The 20,392-nt window shown below is 53.4% G+C and carries 13 protein-coding genes; 3 read left to right on the top strand and 10 right to left on the bottom strand.

The window, feature by feature from the left end; translation table 11 throughout:
• Nucleotides 1-39 precede the first annotated feature (39 nt).
• From JQ822_RS02795 to lrp, 10 genes are all read right to left on the bottom strand, one after another.
• Entirely contained in the window at nt 40-1,461 is a 1,422-nt protein-coding gene (locus JQ822_RS02795; RefSeq protein ID WP_213132184.1) for an APC family permease, read from the bottom strand.
• 215 nt (nt 1,462-1,676) lie between these two features.
• On the bottom strand, nt 1,677-2,825 hold the full coding sequence (locus JQ822_RS02790) for an MFS transporter (RefSeq protein WP_213132183.1): 1,149 nt from the start codon (nt 2,823-2,825) through the stop codon (nt 1,677-1,679).
• 280 nt (nt 2,826-3,105) lie between these two features.
• Entirely contained in the window at nt 3,106-3,969 is an 864-nt protein-coding gene (locus tag JQ822_RS02785; RefSeq protein ID WP_213132182.1) for a dimethyl sulfoxide reductase anchor subunit family protein, read from the bottom strand.
• 1 nt (nt 3,970) lies between these two features.
• Nucleotides 3,971-4,588 (bottom strand): dimethylsulfoxide reductase iron-sulfur subunit DmsB, encoded by a 618-nt coding sequence (gene dmsB, locus JQ822_RS02780; protein WP_096757690.1) that lies wholly within the window; start codon nt 4,586-4,588, stop codon nt 3,971-3,973.
• A gap of 10 nt (nt 4,589-4,598) precedes the next feature.
• Nucleotides 4,599-7,043, bottom strand: a complete 2,445-nt coding sequence (gene dmsA, locus JQ822_RS02775; protein WP_213132181.1) for a dimethylsulfoxide reductase subunit A — start codon at nt 7,041-7,043, stop codon at nt 4,599-4,601.
• Nucleotides 7,044-7,272: 229 nt separating this feature from the next.
• Complete coding sequence (gene serS, locus JQ822_RS02770; RefSeq protein WP_096757692.1) at nt 7,273-8,565, bottom strand: serine--tRNA ligase; 1,293 nt, start codon at nt 8,563-8,565, stop codon at nt 7,273-7,275.
• A 92-nt stretch (nt 8,566-8,657) separates the two neighbouring features.
• Nucleotides 8,658-10,001: a replication-associated recombination protein RarA gene (gene rarA / locus JQ822_RS02765; protein WP_213132180.1), complete on the bottom strand. Its 1,344-nt coding sequence runs from the start codon at nt 9,999-10,001 to the stop codon at nt 8,658-8,660.
• A gap of 10 nt (nt 10,002-10,011) precedes the next feature.
• A complete protein-coding gene (lolA, locus tag JQ822_RS02760) occupies nt 10,012-10,623 on the bottom strand; it encodes an outer membrane lipoprotein chaperone LolA (RefSeq protein ID WP_096757694.1) in 612 nt (203 codons plus the stop codon).
• A 111-nt stretch (nt 10,624-10,734) separates the two neighbouring features.
• A complete protein-coding gene (locus tag JQ822_RS02755) occupies nt 10,735-14,583 on the bottom strand; it encodes a DNA translocase FtsK 4TM domain-containing protein (protein ID WP_213132179.1) in 3,849 nt (1,282 codons plus the stop codon).
• Between the two features lie 134 nt (nt 14,584-14,717).
• Nucleotides 14,718-15,212, bottom strand: coding sequence for a leucine-responsive transcriptional regulator Lrp (gene lrp, locus JQ822_RS02750; protein ID WP_000228473.1), 495 nt, complete (start codon nt 15,210-15,212; stop codon nt 14,718-14,720).
• Nucleotides 15,213-15,783: 571 nt separating this feature from the next.
• Between lrp and trxB the strand changes: the two genes are divergently transcribed.
• The 3 genes from trxB (at nt 15,784) to cydC (ending at nt 20,355) form a co-directional block, all read left to right on the top strand.
• Nucleotides 15,784-16,752, top strand: a complete 969-nt coding sequence (trxB, locus tag JQ822_RS02745; protein ID WP_213132178.1) for a thioredoxin-disulfide reductase — start codon at nt 15,784-15,786, stop codon at nt 16,750-16,752.
• Between the two features lie 114 nt (nt 16,753-16,866).
• On the top strand, nt 16,867-18,633 hold the full coding sequence (gene cydD / locus JQ822_RS02740; RefSeq protein WP_213132177.1) for a heme ABC transporter permease/ATP-binding protein CydD: 1,767 nt from the start codon (nt 16,867-16,869) through the stop codon (nt 18,631-18,633).
• Nucleotides 18,634-20,355, top strand: coding sequence for a heme ABC transporter ATP-binding protein/permease CydC (gene cydC, locus JQ822_RS02735; protein ID WP_213132176.1), 1,722 nt, complete (start codon nt 18,634-18,636; stop codon nt 20,353-20,355).
• Nucleotides 20,356-20,392: the final 37 nt, after the last annotated feature.

The following is a 20,392-nucleotide window of genomic DNA, read 5'->3' as shown; positions in this document are numbered from 1 at the left end:
TCCGGTGGGTAGCAAGCGCGTTACCCACCGCAATATCTCTTAACGCCCTCTTCTCGCCAGCAGCGGGAAAATCAATCCCAGTCCGACCAGCACAAACGGTGTCGCAATGTTCAGCGTCAGCTGGAACGTCCACTCAGGGGTAAAAGCTTCCATTTTTGGAAAGATCCCGGTGAGGCAGGCAAACGCGGTAAAGGCAAAACACCATCCGCCGACGGTTAACGCCAGCGTTTTGTTGCGGATAAAGACATATTCTGACTTATACTTCTGCGCCAGCCGAATAACGGCAATAAATGCCACGAACACCCATAAATAACGCAGCGGCATCACAACCGAGTTAAGATTGAGCAACCATTTATACAGGTTGTTCATATCGCCAATTCCCAGCGTCGGCAACATAATCAGAATCGCGACTAACACTAACGTCAGTATATAACCGTTCACCGGCGTACCGGACGCATTTGTGCGGCACAAACGCGCAGGAATATACCGACTGTCTGCATCACCCAGCAAAACTTTAAGCGGCGCATCGATAGAAAACACTAAAGCCGCAATCTGCCCCAGCGTGTTGGCAACCGCATAAATAACCATCAGCGTATTACCCATACCGTAATACTCGCCCAGTTTCTGGAAAGCATAATACTGGCCATTGGTCATTAAATCATCGGGGATATGCCGTGAGTCAAACATCATCCCCATTGCCAGCGATCCGAGGATCGCACACACCGCCACCATAATGGCCAGAATCAACATTCCTTTCGGGAATTCTCTGCCGGGATTGCGGGTCTGATTAACGTAAGGTGAAATTTTCTCCGCACCACCCACCGCGAAGACCAGCATCGAAATCGTCGTAATATAAGTGAAATCAATGTGCGGAATGAACGATTCCCAGGTGATATTGGTGGTAGCGATCTCGACATCGGTGATGGCCGGTGCGGTTACTGCCATCACGACATACAGAATTGACATCACAAACATCGCAATACCGGCCACAGAGCCCACAATTTTCAGTGACTTCATCCCTCGGGATGCAACCCACATGAAAAAGACAAACAGCGCCAGCGTCAGTCCCTGCAACGCCACTACGGTGTATTCTTTAATGAGTGACCCATCCCCCTTCAGCGCCCATCCCAGGGCAATCAGAATAGCCTGCGGTTTCTGCGCCAGGTAAGGAATATGCACCACCCAGTAAGTCCATGCAGCAAGATAAGCCAGCCCCGGTCCCATGGTGTGTTTAATCCAGGTACTGACGCCCCCTTTTCCATCTTTAAAGGTAGAACCAAGCTGTCCGACGATCAGCGCGTAGGGAATAAAATAGAGCGCAAAAATAAAGATCCAGGAGGAGACAACCACCAATCCCTGATTAGCATAGTTGTTAACAACGTTGCCAAACCCCCAAACGGTAATAAACGACATCAAGGCGATGTTGTACCATCGCAATTGTTTTTCCTGAACACCGGCCATACGCGATCCTTCGTGGGTGCGATTTTAAATATCGATCAATAAGGCGAGGGATTATGCGCGGTAAAATGAACGGGCGGAAATGGCAGAATGTAAAACTATAATCTTCTGCACAGTTTATTTTTCAGGAAAGATGCGTGGTGATTAAATACGATGAGTTCCCATCAAATATACGTAGTTTGTATGAATGGGAACCCATAGTAATCTGTTAAATGATCTCAGATATGCGCCACGGAATTAGGCTTGTGCCCAGTTTGACGCAGCAGCATCAGTAAATAAATAAACGACACGCTGGCGATCATGATAAATAACAGGCTGTCTGAGAAATTCTGCATCAGCATCGCGGTAAAAGACGGCCCCAACAGACTCCCAACGGTATAGCTTAATAACAATGCCTGGTTCATGGCGACCAGTTGATGGTGCTCCACTTTTTCGCAGGCCCAGGCCATCGCTACCGGGTAGAGGGTAAACCCTGCTGCCCCCAGCATGAACAACGCCGGAGCCATTGCAGCCTGATTAAGCATCGCAATGCTGCCGAGGATCACCACAAAAACCTGCACACGTAAAACCAGCAGGCGGCCTAATTTATCCGCCAGACGGCCAATCGGCCATTGCCCCAGGATACCCGCGCTGACCATCACCGCCATCCAGAAACCAATGCTGGCATTGCTTGCCCCCTGATGGTTAAGGTACAGCGGCATCAAGCCATACAAAGAGCCCAGCACAATTCCAGAGATAATACAGCCGTTCACGCCCAGACGAGCCTGACGAAGTCTCAACATCGAGGCTATCGGCGTCGAATGTTGTTCCTCGCTTTGCTGATTCATGATGCGAGTAAAGAGCAGCGGTAACACCCCCGCCAGGATCGTGCCGGTTACCCACGGCAAAACGCTCATGAGTTCTGTCGAGACTTTACTGACTAACAGCTGCCCTAAAAACGTCCCCACGTAATAGACCATCATATATGCAGCCAGTAAGCGCCCGCGATTACGGGAGGTCCCGCTGCACATCAGCGCGCTTTCCACCACTACCCAAATCATGGCGCAGCCGACACCCGCGATAAAACGCCAGGTCATCCAGCTCCAGAATCCCACCATCACGCCCAGTCCGACACAGCCCACGGCGAAAATAAACGAGGCAATGTAATAGCTGCGGTTAAAGCCAAGGTGCCTGATTAAATACCCGGTCAATAGCGTCCCGACCAGATTGCCGGTGAAATAGGACGAACTGACCACGCCGACCTGCCACGTTGGCAGATTTTCATGGGCGAGCCAAAGCGGGACGAGCGTGTTTAACACGGCAATCGCCAGAGTCAGCAGAAGCAGCCCGCACAGCAGCAGCATAACGGGTCGGGTATAGGTAGACATGAATAAAAACCGTGAGGAAGTTCAAATTTCATGCGCATCATGCCACTGCCAAAAACATTGTCAATCGGCGCAATCAGAGGCCTGAAGCGCTTTCAGGACGATCGATTTGTATTACTGATTCTTAATATGAATAGCTAAAAAGTGAGAAAGTACATCTGCTTGTTTTAATTGATCTAAAACAAAATTATCGCGTTTCGTTCAGTCGAAAAATTTCATGGATGAACCGCATTATTTATTTACCGAATAGCGCTGTGCACAGCGCTATTCGGCATTTTTCACGTTAGCTGGCAACCGCCATGCCCACGGTCATATGCAGACCGTAGAATACGCCGCGACCAATCAATTCGCCAACCAGCAGCAGAATAAATGCCACTGACAGCAATGGTACGGCAGGTTGGTAGCCTTTTACCTGCGGCACAATCCAGCAGCACAGCGCCAAAGCCAGCGCCGCAATACGCCACGCCATCAGCGAGCCGTAGTCCGGTACCAATGCAGATGCCTGCTGAATTGAACTGTGAATTGTCGCCAGTTCAGCCCCCTGCATCACCGCCATAATAGCGCTCACCACCAATGCAAATACTGAAATAGCTGGCAGCAGGCGCATTGCCCAGCCGTCAATTCCAGCGACTCGCAGCAGCAGGTATCCCAGCAGCGGACCGCCCATAAGCAGCGTCAGGAAGAAGCCCAGCGGCGTCCAGACGCTGTACCAGGTCGGGATCGTATCAATGGTGTTATACACGCGCACCATCATCCAGACGAACACCACGCCCAGCACCATAGTGGCGACTAACCAGAGATTACGTAACGCCGGTGACATTTTTTTCAACGTCGCCATCAACCAGCCGATTCCGCCCACAGCGAAGAAGAGTGAGCCGCTGGCAATTTCGTTACTCAGTGCAGAAGCACCGATGCGGTTAAGGGAGTTAAAAGCACGCATTGGCGACCCCAGGTGCAGCATGGACGCGACAAAGCCGATGCCCATTAGCACCCACAGACCAAACATGCAGGCAATCACGCGCTGCTGTGCTTCAGGACGTAATTCCCCTTTCATCAGCGCCAGCGCCAGAACGATAAAGCCACCAACCACACACTGTCCGAAGACCGTGAAGATCATCAGCGGCCATTCATGCCATCCACTTCCCATCTTACACCTCCTTCGGATTGGCCAGATAACCTGTAGTATCCCCGGTCGGGCGGCTATTGGCGTTAGGTTTGATGACAATACTTGGTTTGGTAAAGTGTGCGCCCGGCAGTGGCGCAACCGCCGCCAGCTCACCGTGCTTTTTGCGCAGTTCGTCAATCGGACCGAAATCCAGAGCGCGCAGCGGGCAGGACTCGACGCAAATCGGCTTTTTACCCTCGGCAACACGGTCGTGGCAACCATCGCACTTGGTCATATGCCCTTTGGCCGCATTGTACTGTGGCGCGCCGTAAGGACAGGCCATATGACAGTAACGACAGCCAATGCACACGTCCTCATCAACGACCACAAAACCGTCCTCGCGCTTGTGCATCGCGCCACTCGGGCACACCTTGGTACACGCTGGATCTTCGCAGTGGTTACACGCAATGGAGAGGTAATAGGCAAAGACATTCTGATGCCAGACGCCGTTATCTTCCTGCCAGTCGCCACCAGCGTATTCGTAAATACGACGGAAGCTGACGTCCGGGGTTAAATCTTTGTAGTCTTTGCAGGCCAGTTCGCAGGTTTTGCAACCGGTGCAACGGCTGGAATCAATAAAAAATCCATACTGGGTTGTCATCGGTTACTCCTTACACCTTTTCAACCTGAACAAGGTTCGTATGTGACGGGTTCCCCTTAGCGAGAGGAGAAGGACGCTGAGTCGTCAGCACGTTGATGCAGCCGCCCTGATCCACACGTTTCATATCCGGGTCATACCAGGCACCCTCACCCAGCGCTACCACGCCTGGCATCATACGCGGCGTGACTTTCGCCTCGATATGCACCTCGCCACGATCATTAAAGATACGCACCTTGTCGCCGTTGTGAATACCGCGTCGTTGCGCGTCCAGCGGGTTAATCCACATTTCCTGACGGCAGGACGCTTTCAGCACATCCACGTTGCCATAGGTCGAGTGAACGCGTGATTTGTAGTGAAAGCCCGTCAGCTGCAGCGGGAATTTATCTGCCAGCGGATCGCTTAAACTTTCAAAGCCCGGGGCATAGACTGGCAATGGATCGATCACATCGTCTTCAGGCAGTTCCCAGGTGGCCGCAATTTCCGCCAACGCCTGCGAATAAATTTCAATTTTGCCCGATGGTGTAGTGAGCGGGTTGGCTTGAGGATCTTCACGGAACGCTTTGTACGCCACATGATGCCCTTGTGGATCGCGTTGCTTAAAGATCCCTTGCTTACGGAACTCTTCAAACGTTGGCAGTTCAGGTATCGCTTTGCGCGACTGTTCATACAGATGACGCATCCACTCTTCCTGAGTACGGCCTTCGGTGAACTGCTGCTCAACGCCAAGCCGTTTCGCCAGTTCGCTGGTCATCTGGTAGATAGTTTTGCATTCGAAGCGTGGTTTGATCGCCTGATCGGTGAAAATCACATAGGACATGTTCCCGCATGAGGCATCCAGCGCGAAGTCCATTTGCTCAGATGCCGTGCAATCCGGCAGCAAAATATCGGCGTATTTCGCCGAGGACGTCATGTGGCAGTCGATAACGACAATCATCTCGCACTTCTTATCATCCTGCAGAATTTCATGCGTGCGGTTGATATCAGAGTGCTGGTTAATCAGACAGTTACCGGCGTAGTTCCAGATCATTTTAATCGGAACATCAAGCTTATCTTTACCGCGAACGCCGTCACGCAGCGCCGTCATCTCTGGGCCACGCTCAATGGCGTCCGTCCACATAAACATTGAGATGCTGGTTTCTACAGGGTTTTCCAGCGTCGGCATACGTTCAAACGGCAAACTGTATGAGCCTTCACGCGCCCCGCTGTTGCCACCGTTAATCCCAACGTTACCGGTCAGAATGGCCAGCATAGAAATGGCGCGGGTCGCTATTTCACCGTTGGCGTGACGCTGTGGGCCCCAACCCTGGCTGATATAAGCAGGTTTAGCGCTGCCAATTTCACGTGCCAGCTTAACGATACGTTCAGCAGGAATACCGGTTATCTGCGCCGCCCACTCCGGGGTCTTGGCAATACCGTCTTTGCCCTGCCCAAGAATATACGCCTTATAGTGACCGTTCTTCGGTGCGTCGGCTGGCAAGGTTTTCTCGTCGTAACCCACGCAGTATTTATCGAGGAACGGTTGATCGACCATATTTTCAGCGATCAGGACGTAGGCGATACCATTGACCAGTGCCGCATCGGTTCCCGGACGAATCGGGATCCATTCATCTTCACGACCAGCACCGGTGTCCGTATAGCGCGGATCGATAATGATCATCCGTGCATTGGATTTCTGCCGCGCCTGTTCGAGGTAATACGTTACCCCGCCACCGCTCATGCGCGTTTCACCAGGGTTATTACCAAACAGAACAACCAGTTTACTGTTTTCGATATCTGACGGGCTGTTACCGTCCGCCCAGCCGCCGTAGGTATAATTCAACCCGGCAGCGATTTGCGCAGAAGAGTAATCCCCGTAGTGGTTCAGGTAGCCACCACAGCAGTTCATCAGGCGTGCGACCAGCGTTTTTCCCGGTGGCCATGAGCGTGTCATGGTACCACCCAGCGTACCTGTGCCGTAGTTCAGGTAGATAGACTCGTTGCCGTAGTCTTTGATCAGACGCTGCATGTTATTGGCGATGATGTCATAGGCCTCATCCCAACTGATACGCTCGAACTTACCTTCTCCGCGCTTACCTACGCGCTTCATTGGGTATTTCAGACGATCCGGATTATAGACACGACGGCGCATAGAACGGCCGCGCAGACAGGCGCGAACCTGGTGCAGCCCCTCATAATTGTCATCGCCGGTGTTGTCGGTTTCAACATATTTGATTTCACCGTCCACCACATGCATACGCAGTGGGCAGCGGCTACCGCAGTTCACCGTACAGGCGCTCCAGATCACTTTCTCATTGACCTGCGCCGGATTAATGGCTTCTGCAGCATTGGCAATACGGGTAAATGGCAGGGTAAACGCGCTACTGGCCATCGCCAGTCCGCCTATCGCCGTCGTTTTAACCAAACCGCGACGACTCACCTCAGCTGCCAGCACGGCATCGGGGATCTTAGTTTTCATAGTGGCTCACTCTGCTGCTCACAATAAAGAAACAATCGCTGTATAGATGTTTATATATCGATACTATCGTTATACAGACTGGTATATAGTGAATTTACGTAAAGACAGAGATAAATACTGACTTTCGTTCAAAGGTAGTATTACCACTAATGAGGTAAGGGTTATTGTCCGGCGTCAAGCAGGCATAAAAAAAGCGCCCGCAGGCGCTTTTTTAGCTGGGAATGATAACTTACCCGATGTATTCCAGGCCATTCATGTATGGACGTAATACTTCCGGAACCTGAATGCGGCCATCAGCCTGCTGATAGTTTTCCATTACGGCAACCAGAGTACGGCCAACCGCCAGACCAGAACCGTTCAGCGTATGAACCAAACGGGTCTTTTTGTCGGACTTGCTGCGGCAACGTGCCTGCATGCGACGAGCCTGGAAATCCCACACGTTGGAGCAGGATGAGATTTCACGGTAGGTATTCTGTGCCGGGATCCACACTTCCAGATCGTAGGTCTTGCATGCGCCGAAGCCCATGTCGCCGGTACACAGAATGATCTTACGGTACGGCAGACCCAGCAGCTGAAGGACTTTTTCAGCATGACCGGTCATCTCTTCCAGCGCGTCCATGGAATCTTCAGGACGAACGATCTGCACCATCTCAACTTTATCGAACTGGTGCATACGGATAAGACCGCGGGTGTCACGACCGTAAGAGCCCGCTTCTGAACGGAAGCATGGCGTATGCGCAGTCATTTTGATTGGCAGCGCATCTTCGTCAATGATTTCATCACGAACGAGGTTGGTCAGCGGAACTTCTGCCGTTGGGATCAGCGCATAGTTGCTGCTGTCAGCTTCTTCGTCCAGTGGACGCGTATGGAACAGATCGCCGGCAAACTTCGGCAACTGGCCCGTACCGTACAGCGTGTCATGGTTAACCAGGTACGGCACGTAGTTTTCGCTGTAGCCATGCTGTTCGGTATGCAGATCGAGCATGAACTGAGACAGCGCACGGTGCATACGCGCAATCTGTCCTTTCATGACCACGAAACGAGAACCGGTCAGCTTAACGGCGGCAGCAAAATCGAGCCCCGCGTGCATTTCACCCAACGTAACGTGATCGCGTACGTCGAAATCAAACTCACGCGGCGTGCCCCAGCGGCTGACTTCGATGTTGTCATTTTCATCTTTACCTACCGGGACTTCGTCCGCAGGCAGGTTAGGAATGGTCAGCGCAATATCGCGAATTTCAGCCTGTAAGGTATCAAGTTCAGCTTTCGCGGCATCCAGCTCTTCGCCCAGTTTGTTCACTTCCAGACGTAAAGACTCGATATCTTCCCCGCGCGCTTTTGCCTGGCCGATGGATTTCGATCGAGAGTTACGCTCTGCCTGCAGATTTTCAGTTTGTACCTGCAGAACTTTACGACGCTCTTCAAGAGCGCGCAGCTTATCTACGTCCAGCTTAAAGCCCCGGCTTGCCAGTTTTTCAGCGACTGCGTCTGGCTCATTACGCAGCAGATTGGGATCGAGCATGCTTATCCTGTGCTTATCGAATTAAAATGGGAGAAAGTGACCACAGCCTGCAGTCACAGGGATACATTGCCAACATTACCGCAACGATCGCGCTAACGGTAGCGTTTTATAGGGCTATTTTGATCCTGTCCGGCAAGCCAGGCGAGCTTTTCGCCAATCTTACCCTCAAGACCTCTGTTTGTTGGGTGATAATAGCGTGTTTGTGCCAGTTCCTGCGGGAAGTACTCTTCGCCGGCAGCATACGCATTCGGCTCATCGTGCGCATAGCGATATTCCTGCCCGTAACCCATTTCCTTCATTAACTTCGTAGGTGCATTACGCAAATGCACCGGTACGTCGTAATCCGGACGGTCGCGAGCATCTGCCAGTGCCGCTTTATAGGCGGTATAAACCGCGTTACTCTTCGGCGCGCAGGCCAGATAAACAATCGCCTGAGCTATCGCCCGCTCACCTTCTGCTGGCCCCACGCGGGTGAAACAATCCCATGCCGAAATGGCCACCTGCATGGCACGGGGATCGGCATTACCCACGTCTTCGGAAGCAATTGCCAGGCAGCGACGTGCCACATACAGCGGATCGCCCCCTGCTGTAATGATGCGTGCGTACCAGTAGAGTGCCGCATCCGGCGCGCTGCCGCGTACTGATTTATGTAATGCCGAGATAAGATCGTAAAAACGGTCACCTTTGTTATCAAAGCGAGCGCTACGCTCTCCGGCAATCTCAGTCAACAACGTAGGCTGTAAAACGCGTTTCCCGCTGGCATCGACTTCTGCCATATCGGCCATCATTTCCAGCGTATTTAATGCCCGACGTGCGTCACCATTCACCAGTTCGGCAATAGCTCGACGCGTTTCACTCGGCAGGACAATGTCCTGACCGCCGTAGCCCCGCGCGTTGTCCGCCATCGCCTGATCCAGCACCTGCTCAATATCGTCGGTGGTAAGCGATTTCAACAAATAAACGCGCGCGCGCGACAGTAATGCCGAATTCAATTCAAACGAAGGGTTTTCGGTCGTGGCGCCAATAAACGTAATGGTGCCATCTTCAATATGCGGGAGAAAGGCGTCCTGCTGGCTTTTATTAAACCGGTGGACTTCGTCCACGAACAATATAGTGCGCCGACCGGCGTTACGGTTCTGACGCGCACGTTCAATCGCTTCACGAATTTCTTTCACGCCAGAGGTGACAGCCGAAATACGTTCAACGTCCGCGTTCGCGTAACGGGCGATCACTTCGGCAAGCGTGGTTTTACCCGTGCCGGGTGGTCCCCATAAGATCATGGAGTGCAGGTGTCCGGCCTCGATGGCGCGCGGCAAGGGCTTACCCGCAGCCAGTAAATGCTGCTGGCCGATATACTGCGCTAAATTTTCTGGCCGCATACGTGCGGCCAGTGGCTGAAAGGTATTATCAGAAAAATCGAGCGACAGATTACCCACTCACACGCCTCTACTTACGTTGATCGTCTACCGTGACACCCTGCGGTGGGGTAAAGGTGAATTTTGATGGTTCGATCGCGCCATTCTGCTGAGATTTCAGCTGATAGCTACTGCGCTGATCGTCCTGCTCGACGGCGCTAAACTGATGGATAGTTCCGTCGCGTCCAACATTGATGGTGAACTGCTTCAGATTGCCGCTGCTGGTTTTTGGGGTCAGCACGAAGTCATCACCGTTTTGTTTAATGTTGTACTGCTGCCAGTCGCTGGACTGGTTACGCGCAATCAGCATAAACGGGGTGTTGCCCGTGGCATCTTTCAGCCAGGTTGCCGTTGCCTGCTCGACAAACGGGTTAAAGAACCACAGCGTTTTACCGTCGGAAACCAGAATGCTTTCGTCAGGCTGCGTCATATGCCAGTTAAACAGGTTCGGACGTTTAACCCACAAATCGCCCTGACCTTCCTGCACCGCTGCGCCGCTGCCATCGGTTACCTTCTGAGTAAAGCTGGCATGAAAGCTACTGACTTTATCCAGACGGCTTTTCAGATCGCTGGCTGCATCAGCCCAGACGCTGCTCACTACAAAGCTCGACAGTAATGCACAGGTGATTGCGATTTTTTTCATCGTTATTCCTCAAAATTCGTCACTCCCGACGGGGAGATCCCTCTGCTATCCATTCCAGGCCAAAAATCAGCATGAGGAAAGTAGAAAATACTGAATTACTTAACTTTGCAATCAATCGAAGGGCGGCGGCGCCAGCACTTCACGATTACCATTATGCCCTTGCTCGCTGACGATCCCCTGCGCTTCCATCTGTTCAATAATACGCGCCGCGCGGTTGTAACCAATGCGGAACTGACGCTGAACACCGGAAATAGAGGCTTTACGTTTTTCCGTGACAAACTTAACGGCCTGGTCAAACAGCGGATCCAGTTCTTCCCCACTGTCAAAACCACCGCCGCCGCCTTCGCTTTCGCTGTCAGAGGTGATTCCCTCAACGTATTGCGGACGACCGCGCGCTTTCCAGTCCTGAACAACGGCGTGAACTTCTTCATCGCGCACAAAAGCACCATGTACACGCACCGGAATCGTCGAGTTTGGCGCGGAATAGAGCATATCCCCCATCCCCAACAGTGATTCTGCCCCTGACTGATCAAGGATGGTACGCGAGTCAATTTTGCTCGACACGGTAAAGGCGATACGGGTCGGGATGTTGGCTTTGATAAGCCCGGTAATCACATCAACCGATGGGCGCTGAGTCGCTAATACAAGGTGGATACCCGCCGCACGCGCTTTTTGCGCCAGTCTGGCGATCAACTCTTCCACCTTTTTACCGACGGTCATCATCAGGTCAGCAAATTCATCCACCAGGACCACAATGTAAGGCTCTTTTTTCAGCACCGGATGGGTAACATCCATGCTATCGCCCGGCTTCCAGTACGGATCCGGGATCGGACGCCCCATGCGCTCTGCTTCAGCGATTTTCTCGTTGTACCCCGCCAGATTTCGCACGCCAAGCGCTGACATCAGCTTATAACGGCGCTCCATTTCATTGACGCTCCAGCGCAACGCGTTGGCAGCATCTTTCATGTCGGTAACCACTTCAGTCAACAGATGTGGGATGCCCTCATACACCGACAACTCGAGCATTTTCGGGTCGATCATAATGAATCTCACATCTTCCGGCTGCGCCTTGTACAGCATGCTGAGGATCATGGCGTTGACCCCAACAGACTTACCGGAACCCGTGGTACCCGCCACCAGCAGATGCGGCATCTTCGCCAAATCAGCAGTAACCGGTTCGCCCGCAATATCTTTGCCAAGCACCACGGTAAGCGGAGATGGGTTATCGCGGAATTTCGCGTTATCCAGCACTTCTCGCAGATAGACGGTCTGACGTTTTTTGTTCGGTAATTCCAGCCCTACGTACGGTTTACCCGGAATAACCTCCACCACACGAACCGCAGCGGTGGACAACGAACGCGCCAGGTCACGGGAGAGGTTAGAAATCCGCGCTGCTTTAACACCCGGCGCCAGATTCAGTTCAAATCGGGTAATTACCGGGCCCGGCGAATAGTTCACCACATCGGCTTTAATGCGAAAATCGGCTAAGCGCGCTTCAACCAGACGCGCCATTTGCTCCAGCGCGAAAGTATCTATTGGCTCAACTTCTGCCGGTGGCGGAGTGAGCAGATCCAGCGATGGCAGCAGCGTGGTTGGGCGTTGTACAGGACGGCTGTCACCATTACGCATCAATAACGGATGGATCAGGCTATCCTGCGGCTGCGGCGTGACAGGCTGTGGCGGCTGCTGGTAATGCTGCCGCGGAGCGACAGGCTGTGGCGGCTGCTGATAATGCTGCTGCGGAGCGACAGGCTGTGGCTCAGGTTCCGGCATCACGCTTGGGGTAAACAGCGGCTCATGCGGGCCATCATCCACCAGCGCTTTCATCGGTGAGAAAGCAAAATCATCCAGAGAGAACGGATTAGCGCCCGCAGGCTGTTCACCAGAATAACGCTGCTGCTGGGAAGAGGCAAACTGACGAGCCAGCTCCGCTTCTGCTGCAGACTCTTCGTCCTCAACCTGATGCGTATCGTCCTGATACTCTTCACCATAGCGATGCTGCTGCGACTGTGCGAACTGACGCGCCAGCTCATCCTGTTGCATAGCATCAATTTCATCGTCGGTATAGTTCGTATCAAGCTGCTCTTCGCGCGCTTTCTCTTCAGCCATACGCTGCGACGGTAATTTTATGCCATACGAAGCCAGCTCACGACGCGTTGGTACACGGACACGATTTGGACGCGGCAGTTGCGGACCAATCCCCTCTTTCACCTGCGGACGTGGCGCACCGCTACCCGCCAGGCTAAACACAGGTGCAGCGGCGGCGGCCCCGGCACCCAATGCTGCGTTTTTAACTCCAGCAGCCAGCGGTGCGACTGCCGCGACAGATTCCACCGGAGGTATAGAAGCGGCTGTAGGCATCGATGGCATAGACGGTTTCACACGCTCAGGTTCCTGAGCCGGTTCTGGAATCGGCTGATACCAGGCGGCTAGCTGCTCACGTTCACGCGCACGTTTTTCTTCGACTTCTTCAAAGTAGTAGAGCGGCGGACGTGCCGGTTTCGTCTCTTCCACAACCGGTTCAGGCTCTACAGCCAGTGGCTGTTCAGCATGTTGCGCGAAGGAAGGCTGCGGCTGGAATGTAGATTCCTGCTGATAGGCCGATGGCGCGTTATACGCAGGCTCCGGTGAATGAACCGGCTGCTGTACGGGCTCTTGCTGCCACTGCTGTTGCGGCTGCGGGGTTACAGGCTGTTGGTATTGCGATTCGACAACTGGCGGCACAGCATAGTGCGGCTGAGGTTCAACCGGTGCGGGCTGCTGCCAGGGCTCATAAGCCTGCGCCGTCGGCTGGGCATACTGTGCAGGCTGCGGATAACCTTCAGGTGCCGGTGCAATAACCGACTCAGTCACATGTGGCGCGGGCGCAGGTTGCCACGCAACGGCCGGTGCAGGTTGAACAGGTACGCCCCCGGGGACTGGCGGAGTTTGCAGCAAAGGATCGACGGGTGCGCTCCAGGCCTGCGTTGTTGCAGTAGCAGTGGCGGCCGCAGCGGCTGCCACTGGTTCGGTCACCGAGTGACCATTTAGCAGTGGATCGAATTCATCATATTCAGGCAGCGTGGCGCGATTTCCGGAGAACAGAACATCATTCGGATCGGCGGTAACGCCACGGGCGCTGTATTCAATTTCATCTTCGTCATCCATCCGTTTGCCGGAAAACAGCGCAGCATCGGTATGACGACCAAGCGGGTTGGTAAATTTCTCGCCCAGGCGTTTACGACGCGCTAACGCGCCGCGAAGAATACGCGCCCGGCGTGATTCATGCGGTTTTCCTTGGGCGGCGTCGACAGACTCTTCATCGTCTTCGTATTCTTCGTCATCAACCCAGGTATCATCGCGGCGAGTACGGTTGCTGGCAAACGTCAGGATATTGAGTAACCAGCCGCCTAATTTTTCCGCAATGCTCACCCATGACCAGCCGGTAAACAGCGTCAAACCGGCGGCCCAGATACACAATAGCGTGAGCGTTCCCCCGCTGCTGTGCAGCAGTGGCTGTAGCGTGGTGCTGAGCAGGCTGCCAATCACGCCGCCAGAAGCGAAATACCAGATGTCATCGGCATTGATTGCAGCCAGTCCACAAGAGGTAAGAATAATCGCCAAAACGCCAATAATACGCAGCGACACGGCAAAATAGTCGACGTATTCATCACTGGCCTGATGTCGCCAGGTGAACCAACAACCACCGACAATGATGACAGGTATGGTGTAGGCCATTATGCCAAAAATAAAGAACAGCGTGTCCGCCAGCCACGCACCGGGGATCCCCCCAAGATTATGGATAGGCTCGTGCCACGCGGTTTGCGACCAACTGGGATCCGAAGGGTTAAAGCTGAGTAAGGCAGCCATCAACCAGACGGCAAAAAGGGCAATAAGGATCAATAGCGCTTCCAGAAGTCGGCGCCCGCTGCTTAACTTCGTCAATGTGACGTCTTTGTCTTCAGTGTATTCCTGGCTCAAAAACGGCTCTCCAGGTTTCAGGCTTTTCCTGCCCGATGCTAAAACGGACAACAGCACCGGGTTGCCCCGGCACTGTTGCTGTATGGATTAACAGGAGTGTAATCAAACTACGTCGATTTTGCACCTGTTCCGTGTTAGCGCGTCTTAATTACCAGACGATTGCTCTGTTTGACTTCTTCCATTACCACGTAAGTACGTGTGTCATTCACGCCAGGCAGACGCAGCAGGGTTTCCCCTAAGAGCTTACGGTATGCTGACATATCCGGTACGCGTGTTTTCAGCAGGTAGTCGAAATCACCGGAAACCAAATGACACTCTTGAATTTCTTCAAGTTTTTGCACTGCAGTGTTGAATTGCTCAAACACATCCGGGGCGCCACGATTCAGAGTAATCTCAACAAAAACCAGAAGTGATGCATCCAGATAATGCGGGTTTAACAGCGCCGTATAGCCCTGAATAAAACCCTGTCTTTCCAACCGACGCACACGCTCAAGGCAGGGCGTTGGTGAAAGTCCCACTCGTTTAGAAAGCTCGACGTTAGAAATACGCCCATCCTTTTGCAGCTCATTAAGAATGTTACGATCAATACGGTCGAGATCTTTGCCAGGGCGCTTCTTACTATCTACCATTATTATTGTCTCTCTGTATTCCTTCCCTACTCCTGCCTGACCCTTCTAACATCACTGTTCAGAGTCGCTACCCATCACAATAACCCGAAACCCAGAGGGATTTACGGTGCGCAATGCCTGGGCTTATGGTGAGAAGACCGTTGCCTGTCGGCGGCTATCGACATCACGAATGGCATCTGTCCACACCATGCGTAGATTTCGCTAACCCGGTAAACATGGTATCTGGATGCATGATTATGCAGCACACACACGACACAGTTTTTTTCTTCCTTGAATGTTTTCGCAAAACAGCAGGGGATTGTCAAAGCAAAACATCGATTTTTAGTACAACATGCCAGTTATTCATTGGGAGTGATGAGAAATCGTCATTTTATCGCCTTATAACTGGTCAATTTTAAGTAGAAATCGTTATATCCACCGCCATACTTCAAGCTGCCTGTGCCTGGGCTTCACGCCCTTTCATCGGCTCCCGCTATTGCACAAATTGTTAACAAAATCGCCATACTCTTTTTTTACGCCTGCAAATTCCCTACAATCCTGCCTATTGCCTGCCAACAACTATGGGGATCTCATGGGCACGACCAAACACAGTAAACTTCTTATTCTGGGTTCAGGCCCTGCCGGGTATACCGCTGCGGTCTATGCTGCACGCGCGAACCTGCAACCGGTACTGATCACCGGTATGGAAAAAGGGGGTCAGCTGACCACAACGACGGAAGTCGAAAACTGGCCTGGCGACCCGCACGATCTTACGGGCCCGTTGCTGATGGAACGTATGCATGAACATGCGACAAAATTTGAGACGGAAATCATTTTTGATCACATCAGCAACGTTGATCTGCAGAACCGGCCATTCCGTCTTACCGGTGACAACGGCGAGTACACCTGTGATGCGCTGATTATCGCGACCGGCGCTTCCGCACGCTACCTTGGCTTACCTTCTGAAGAAGCGTTTAAAGGCCGCGGTGTTTCCGCGTGCGCGACCTGTGACGGTTTCTTCTATCGTAACCAAAAGGTGGCGGTTATTGGCGGTGGTAACACCGCGGTAGAAGAAGCGCTGTATCTGGCAAATATCGCCTCTGAAGTCCATTTGATTCATCGTCGCGACAGCTTCCGTGCAGAAAAAATCCTCATCAAACGCCTGATGGATAAAGTCGAAAACGGCAACATCGTGCTGCACACGCACCGTACGCTGGAAGAAGTCACCGGCGATCAGATGGGCGTAACCGGCCTGCGTCTGCGCGATACTCAAAACACCGATAACATTGAGTCTCTGGATGTTGCGGGTCTGTTTGTCGCCATCGGCCACAGCCCAAATACTGCCATTTTCGACGGTCAGCTTGAGCTGGAAAACGGCTATATTAAAGTCCAGTCCGGCATTCACGGCAATGCGACGCAAACCAGCATTCCGGGTGTGTTTGCGGCCGGCGACGTGATGGACCATATTTATCGCCAGGCGATTACCTCCGCAGGCACGGGTTGCATGGCAGCCCTTGATGCTGAACGTTACCTCGACGGTCTGGCTGACGCTTGCGAATAAGTTTTACAAAACAGTAACAAAAGTAAAAAAGGCGACTATAAGTCGCCTTTATTTTTGCCCCGTTGTAACATTGCCCTGCCCAAAAATTCCAATAACTCACCTGCTAAGCGAGCAATGAATAAAACCCGTCAAAAAGAGCTAACCCGCTGGTTAAAACAGCAAAGCGTCATTTCCCAACGTTGGCTGAATATTTCACGCCTGTTAGGCTTCGTCAGCGGCCTGTTAATTGTCGCTCAGGCCTGGCTTCTGGCTCGCATTCTTGATCATATGATCATGGATAATATTCCTCGCGAAGCCCTTCTGCTCCCTTTCATCGTGTTAGTGCTGATTTTCATCCTGCGTGCGTGGGTTGTCTGGCTACGTGAGCGGGTCGGTTTTCACGCGGGGCAGCACATTCGTTTTGAAATTCGTCGTCAGGTTCTGGACCGCCTGCAACAGGCAGGCCCCGCGTGGATCCAGGGCAGGCCCGCCGGAAGCTGGGCCACGCTGGTGCTCGAGCAGATAGACGATATGCATGATTACTACGCGCGTTATCTGCCGCAAATGGCGCTTGCCGTATGCGTACCGATTTTGATTGTGGCAGCCATTTTCCCATCAAACTGGATAGCCGCCCTTATTCTGCTGGGCACCGCGCCGCTGATCCCATTGTTTATGGCGATGGTCGGCATGGGCGCTGCCGATGCTAACCGGCGTAACTTTCAGGCGCTGGCCAGACTCAGCGGCCATTTCCTCGATCGCTTGCGCGGCATGGAAACGTTAAGAATATTTGGTCGCGGCGAAGCTGAAACAGAAAGTATTCGCGCAGCATCGCAAGATTTTCGCCAGCGCACCATGGAAGTCCTGCGTCTCGCGTTCCTCTCCTCCGGCGTGCTGGAGTTTTTCACCTCGCTGTCCATCGCGCTGGTGGCGGTTTACTTTGGCTTCTCGTATCTCGGCGAACTCAATTTCGGCCACTATGGCGTCGGCGTCACCTTAGCTTCTGGATTCCTGGCGCTGATTCTTGCACCTGAGTTTTTCCAGCCTTTGCGCGATCTGGGCACGTTTTATCATGCCAAAGCCCAGGCTGTCGGGGCCGCAGACAGCCTGAAAACGTTCATGGAAACACCGCTGGCGCACCCTGAGCGCGGCGACATTGAGCTGGCAGTAAAAGAGCCGGTTTCGATTACCGCAGAAGATCTGGTTATCACTTCTCCGGAAGGTAAAATTCTTGCAGGTCCGCTCAACTTCTCGCTGTCAGCAGGTCAGCGCGCGGTGCTGGTTGGACGAAGTGGTTCTGGTAAGAGTTCGCTGCTGAATGTCCTGTCCGGTTTTCTCTCGTATCAGGGATCATTACGGATTAACGGCTTTGAACTGCGCGATCTGGCGCCTGATTCCTGGCGCAAACAGCTGTCATGGGTCGGACAAAACCCGCAGCTTCCTGCCGCCACACTACGCGATAATGTGCTGCTGGCGCGTCCTGATGCCAGCGAAGAACAGCTTCAGGCCGCACTCGACAGCGCCTGGGTCAGCGAGTTTTTACCGCTGCTGCCACAAGGCCTGGATACGCCGGTCGGCGATCAGGCCGCTCGGCTTTCCGTCGGGCAAGCTCAGCGCGTTGCCGTGGCCCGCGCCTTGCTCAATCCGTGTCAGCTATTGCTGCTGGACGAGCCCGCCGCCAGCCTCGACGCTCACAGTGAGCAGCGCGTAATGCAGGCATTGAACACGGCATCACGCCGCCAGACCACGCTGATGGTCACACACCAGCTTGAAGACCTTGCCGAATGGGATGCCATCTGGGTCATGCAGGACGGACAGATCGTCGAGCAAGGCACTTATGCTCAACTGAGTGCTGCCAACGGGGCTTTTGCAACACTGCTGGCTCACCGTCAGGAGGACATCTAAATGCGCGCTTTGCTACCTTATCTGACGCTGTATAAACGTCATAAGTGGATGTTAACGCTGGGAATAATTCTGGCAATCATCACATTGTTAGCAAGTATTGGTTTGCTGACGCTTTCCGGCTGGTTCCTCTCCGCTTCTGCGGTGGTTGGCGTGACCGGGATTTACAGTTTTAACTATATGCTCCCCGCGGCAGGCGTGCGCGGTGCAGCGATCACCCGTACTGCAGGTCGTTATTTCGAGCGACTGGTCAGTCACGACGCGACATTCCGCGTGCTACAACATCTGCGTATTTATACGTTTAGTAAACTGCTGCCGCTCTCTCCGGCGGGTCTGGCCCGTTATGGTCAGGGCGAACTGCTTAACCGCGTCGTGGCTGATGTCGATACGCTTGATCACCTCTATCTGCGCGTCATCTCTCCGCTGGTTGGGGCATTTGTCGTGATTGTGGTGGTGACGCTGGGACTGAGCGTTCTCGATCTCACGCTAGCCGTTAGTCTTGGCGGCATTATGCTGCTGACCTTGTTTATTTTGCCCCCGCTCTTTTATCAGGCCGGAAAACGCACTGGGCAAAACCTGACGCACCTGCGCGGGCAATATCGCCAACAGCTGACCTCCTGGCTGCAGGGTCAGGCCGAACTGACCATTTTTGGCGCAAGCGTTCGCTATCGCGCACAAATGGAAGCCACGGAGTTGCAGTGGCACGAAGCGCAGCGCCGCCAGTCAGAATTAACGGCGCTGTCCCAGGCTTTAATGCTGCTCATTGGTGCGCTGGCCGTCATCATGATGCTCTGGATGGCCTCAGGCGGCGTGGGCGGCAACACCCAGCCAGGTGCGCTGATCGCGCTGTTTGTGTTCTGCGCACTGGCCGCTTTTGAAGCTCTGGCTCCGGTTACGGGCGCATTTCAGCATCTCGGTCAGGTAATAGCCTCTGCCCTGCGCATCACAGAACTGACGGAACAGCAGCCGGAAGTCACCTTCCCTGACGGCGGGTCTACGGTTTCTGAGCAGATAACCCTCACACTGCGTGACGTTTGTTTCAGCTACCCGGGACAAGCGCAAAATGCGCTGGAGACCCTTTCCCTGCAGGCTAAGCCTGGCGAGCATATTGCGATTCTCGGCCGCACTGGCTGCGGCAAGTCTACGCTGCTGCAATTACTGACGCGTGCCTGGAACCCACAGCGCGGTGAAATCTTGTTCAACGATCGCCCGATTTCATCTCTGAGTGAATCAAGTCTGCGTCAAAGCATCAGCGTCGTGCCGCAGCGTGTACACCTGTTTAGTGCGACATTGCGCGACAACCTGCTGCTGGCCGCACCGCTGGCCAGCGATGAAGTGTTATCCGCGATGCTGTGCCGCGTTGGCCTGGAAAAACTGCTGGAAGATGATGGACTCAACGCCTGGTTAGGTGAAGGTGGTCGTCAACTCTCCGGCGGCGAGCTCCGCCGTCTGGCTATCGCTCGTGCATTGCTACACGACGCCCCGCTGATGCTGCTGGATGAACCCACCGAAGGGCTGGACGCGACAACAGAAAGCCAAATGCTTGAATTAATTAGCGATGTCATGCGAGATAAAACCGTATTGATGGTGACACATCGCCTGCGCGGACTGTCGCGTTTTAATCAAATAATAGTGATGGACAACGGACAAATTATTGAGCAAGGTAATCACGCAGATCTGTTAGCCAGGCAGGGGCGTTATTACCAGTTTAAGCAACGTCTGTAAGCTATTATTGAACGATCCAACTCGCGTAGTGGAGTTT

The organism is Citrobacter sp. FP75 (assembly GCF_018342065.1).
Classification (GTDB): domain Bacteria; phylum Pseudomonadota; class Gammaproteobacteria; order Enterobacterales; family Enterobacteriaceae; genus Citrobacter.
The sequence above is the reverse complement of the archived record's forward strand: the minus strand, read 5'-3'. Positions and strand labels throughout refer to the sequence as shown.

What these genes read in the sequence shown, in the direction of transcription:
- JQ822_RS02795 (WP_213132184.1), bottom strand. Translation starts at nt 1,461, where the DNA reads ATGGCCGGTGTTCAGGAAAAACAATTGCGATGGTACAACATCGCCTTG.
- JQ822_RS02790 (WP_213132183.1), bottom strand. Translation starts at nt 2,825, where the DNA reads ATGTCTACCTATACCCGACCCGTTATGCTGCTGCTGTGCGGGCTGCTT.
- JQ822_RS02785 (WP_213132182.1), bottom strand. Translation starts at nt 3,969, where the DNA reads ATGGGAAGTGGATGGCATGAATGGCCGCTGATGATCTTCACGGTCTTC.
- dmsB (WP_096757690.1), bottom strand. Translation starts at nt 4,588, where the DNA reads ATGACAACCCAGTATGGATTTTTTATTGATTCCAGCCGTTGCACCGGT.
- dmsA (WP_213132181.1), bottom strand. Translation starts at nt 7,043, where the DNA reads ATGAAAACTAAGATCCCCGATGCCGTGCTGGCAGCTGAGGTGAGTCGT.
- serS (WP_096757692.1), bottom strand. Translation starts at nt 8,565, where the DNA reads ATGCTCGATCCCAATCTGCTGCGTAATGAGCCAGACGCAGTCGCTGAA.
- lolA (WP_096757694.1), bottom strand. Translation starts at nt 10,623, where the DNA reads ATGAAAAAAATCGCAATCACCTGTGCATTACTGTCGAGCTTTGTAGTG.
- lrp (WP_000228473.1), bottom strand. Translation starts at nt 15,212, where the DNA reads ATGGTAGATAGTAAGAAGCGCCCTGGCAAAGATCTCGACCGTATTGAT.
- trxB (WP_213132178.1), top strand. Translation starts at nt 15,784, where the DNA reads ATGGGCACGACCAAACACAGTAAACTTCTTATTCTGGGTTCAGGCCCT.
- cydD (WP_213132177.1), top strand. Translation starts at nt 16,867, where the DNA reads ATGAATAAAACCCGTCAAAAAGAGCTAACCCGCTGGTTAAAACAGCAA.
- cydC (WP_213132176.1), top strand. Translation starts at nt 18,634, where the DNA reads ATGCGCGCTTTGCTACCTTATCTGACGCTGTATAAACGTCATAAGTGG.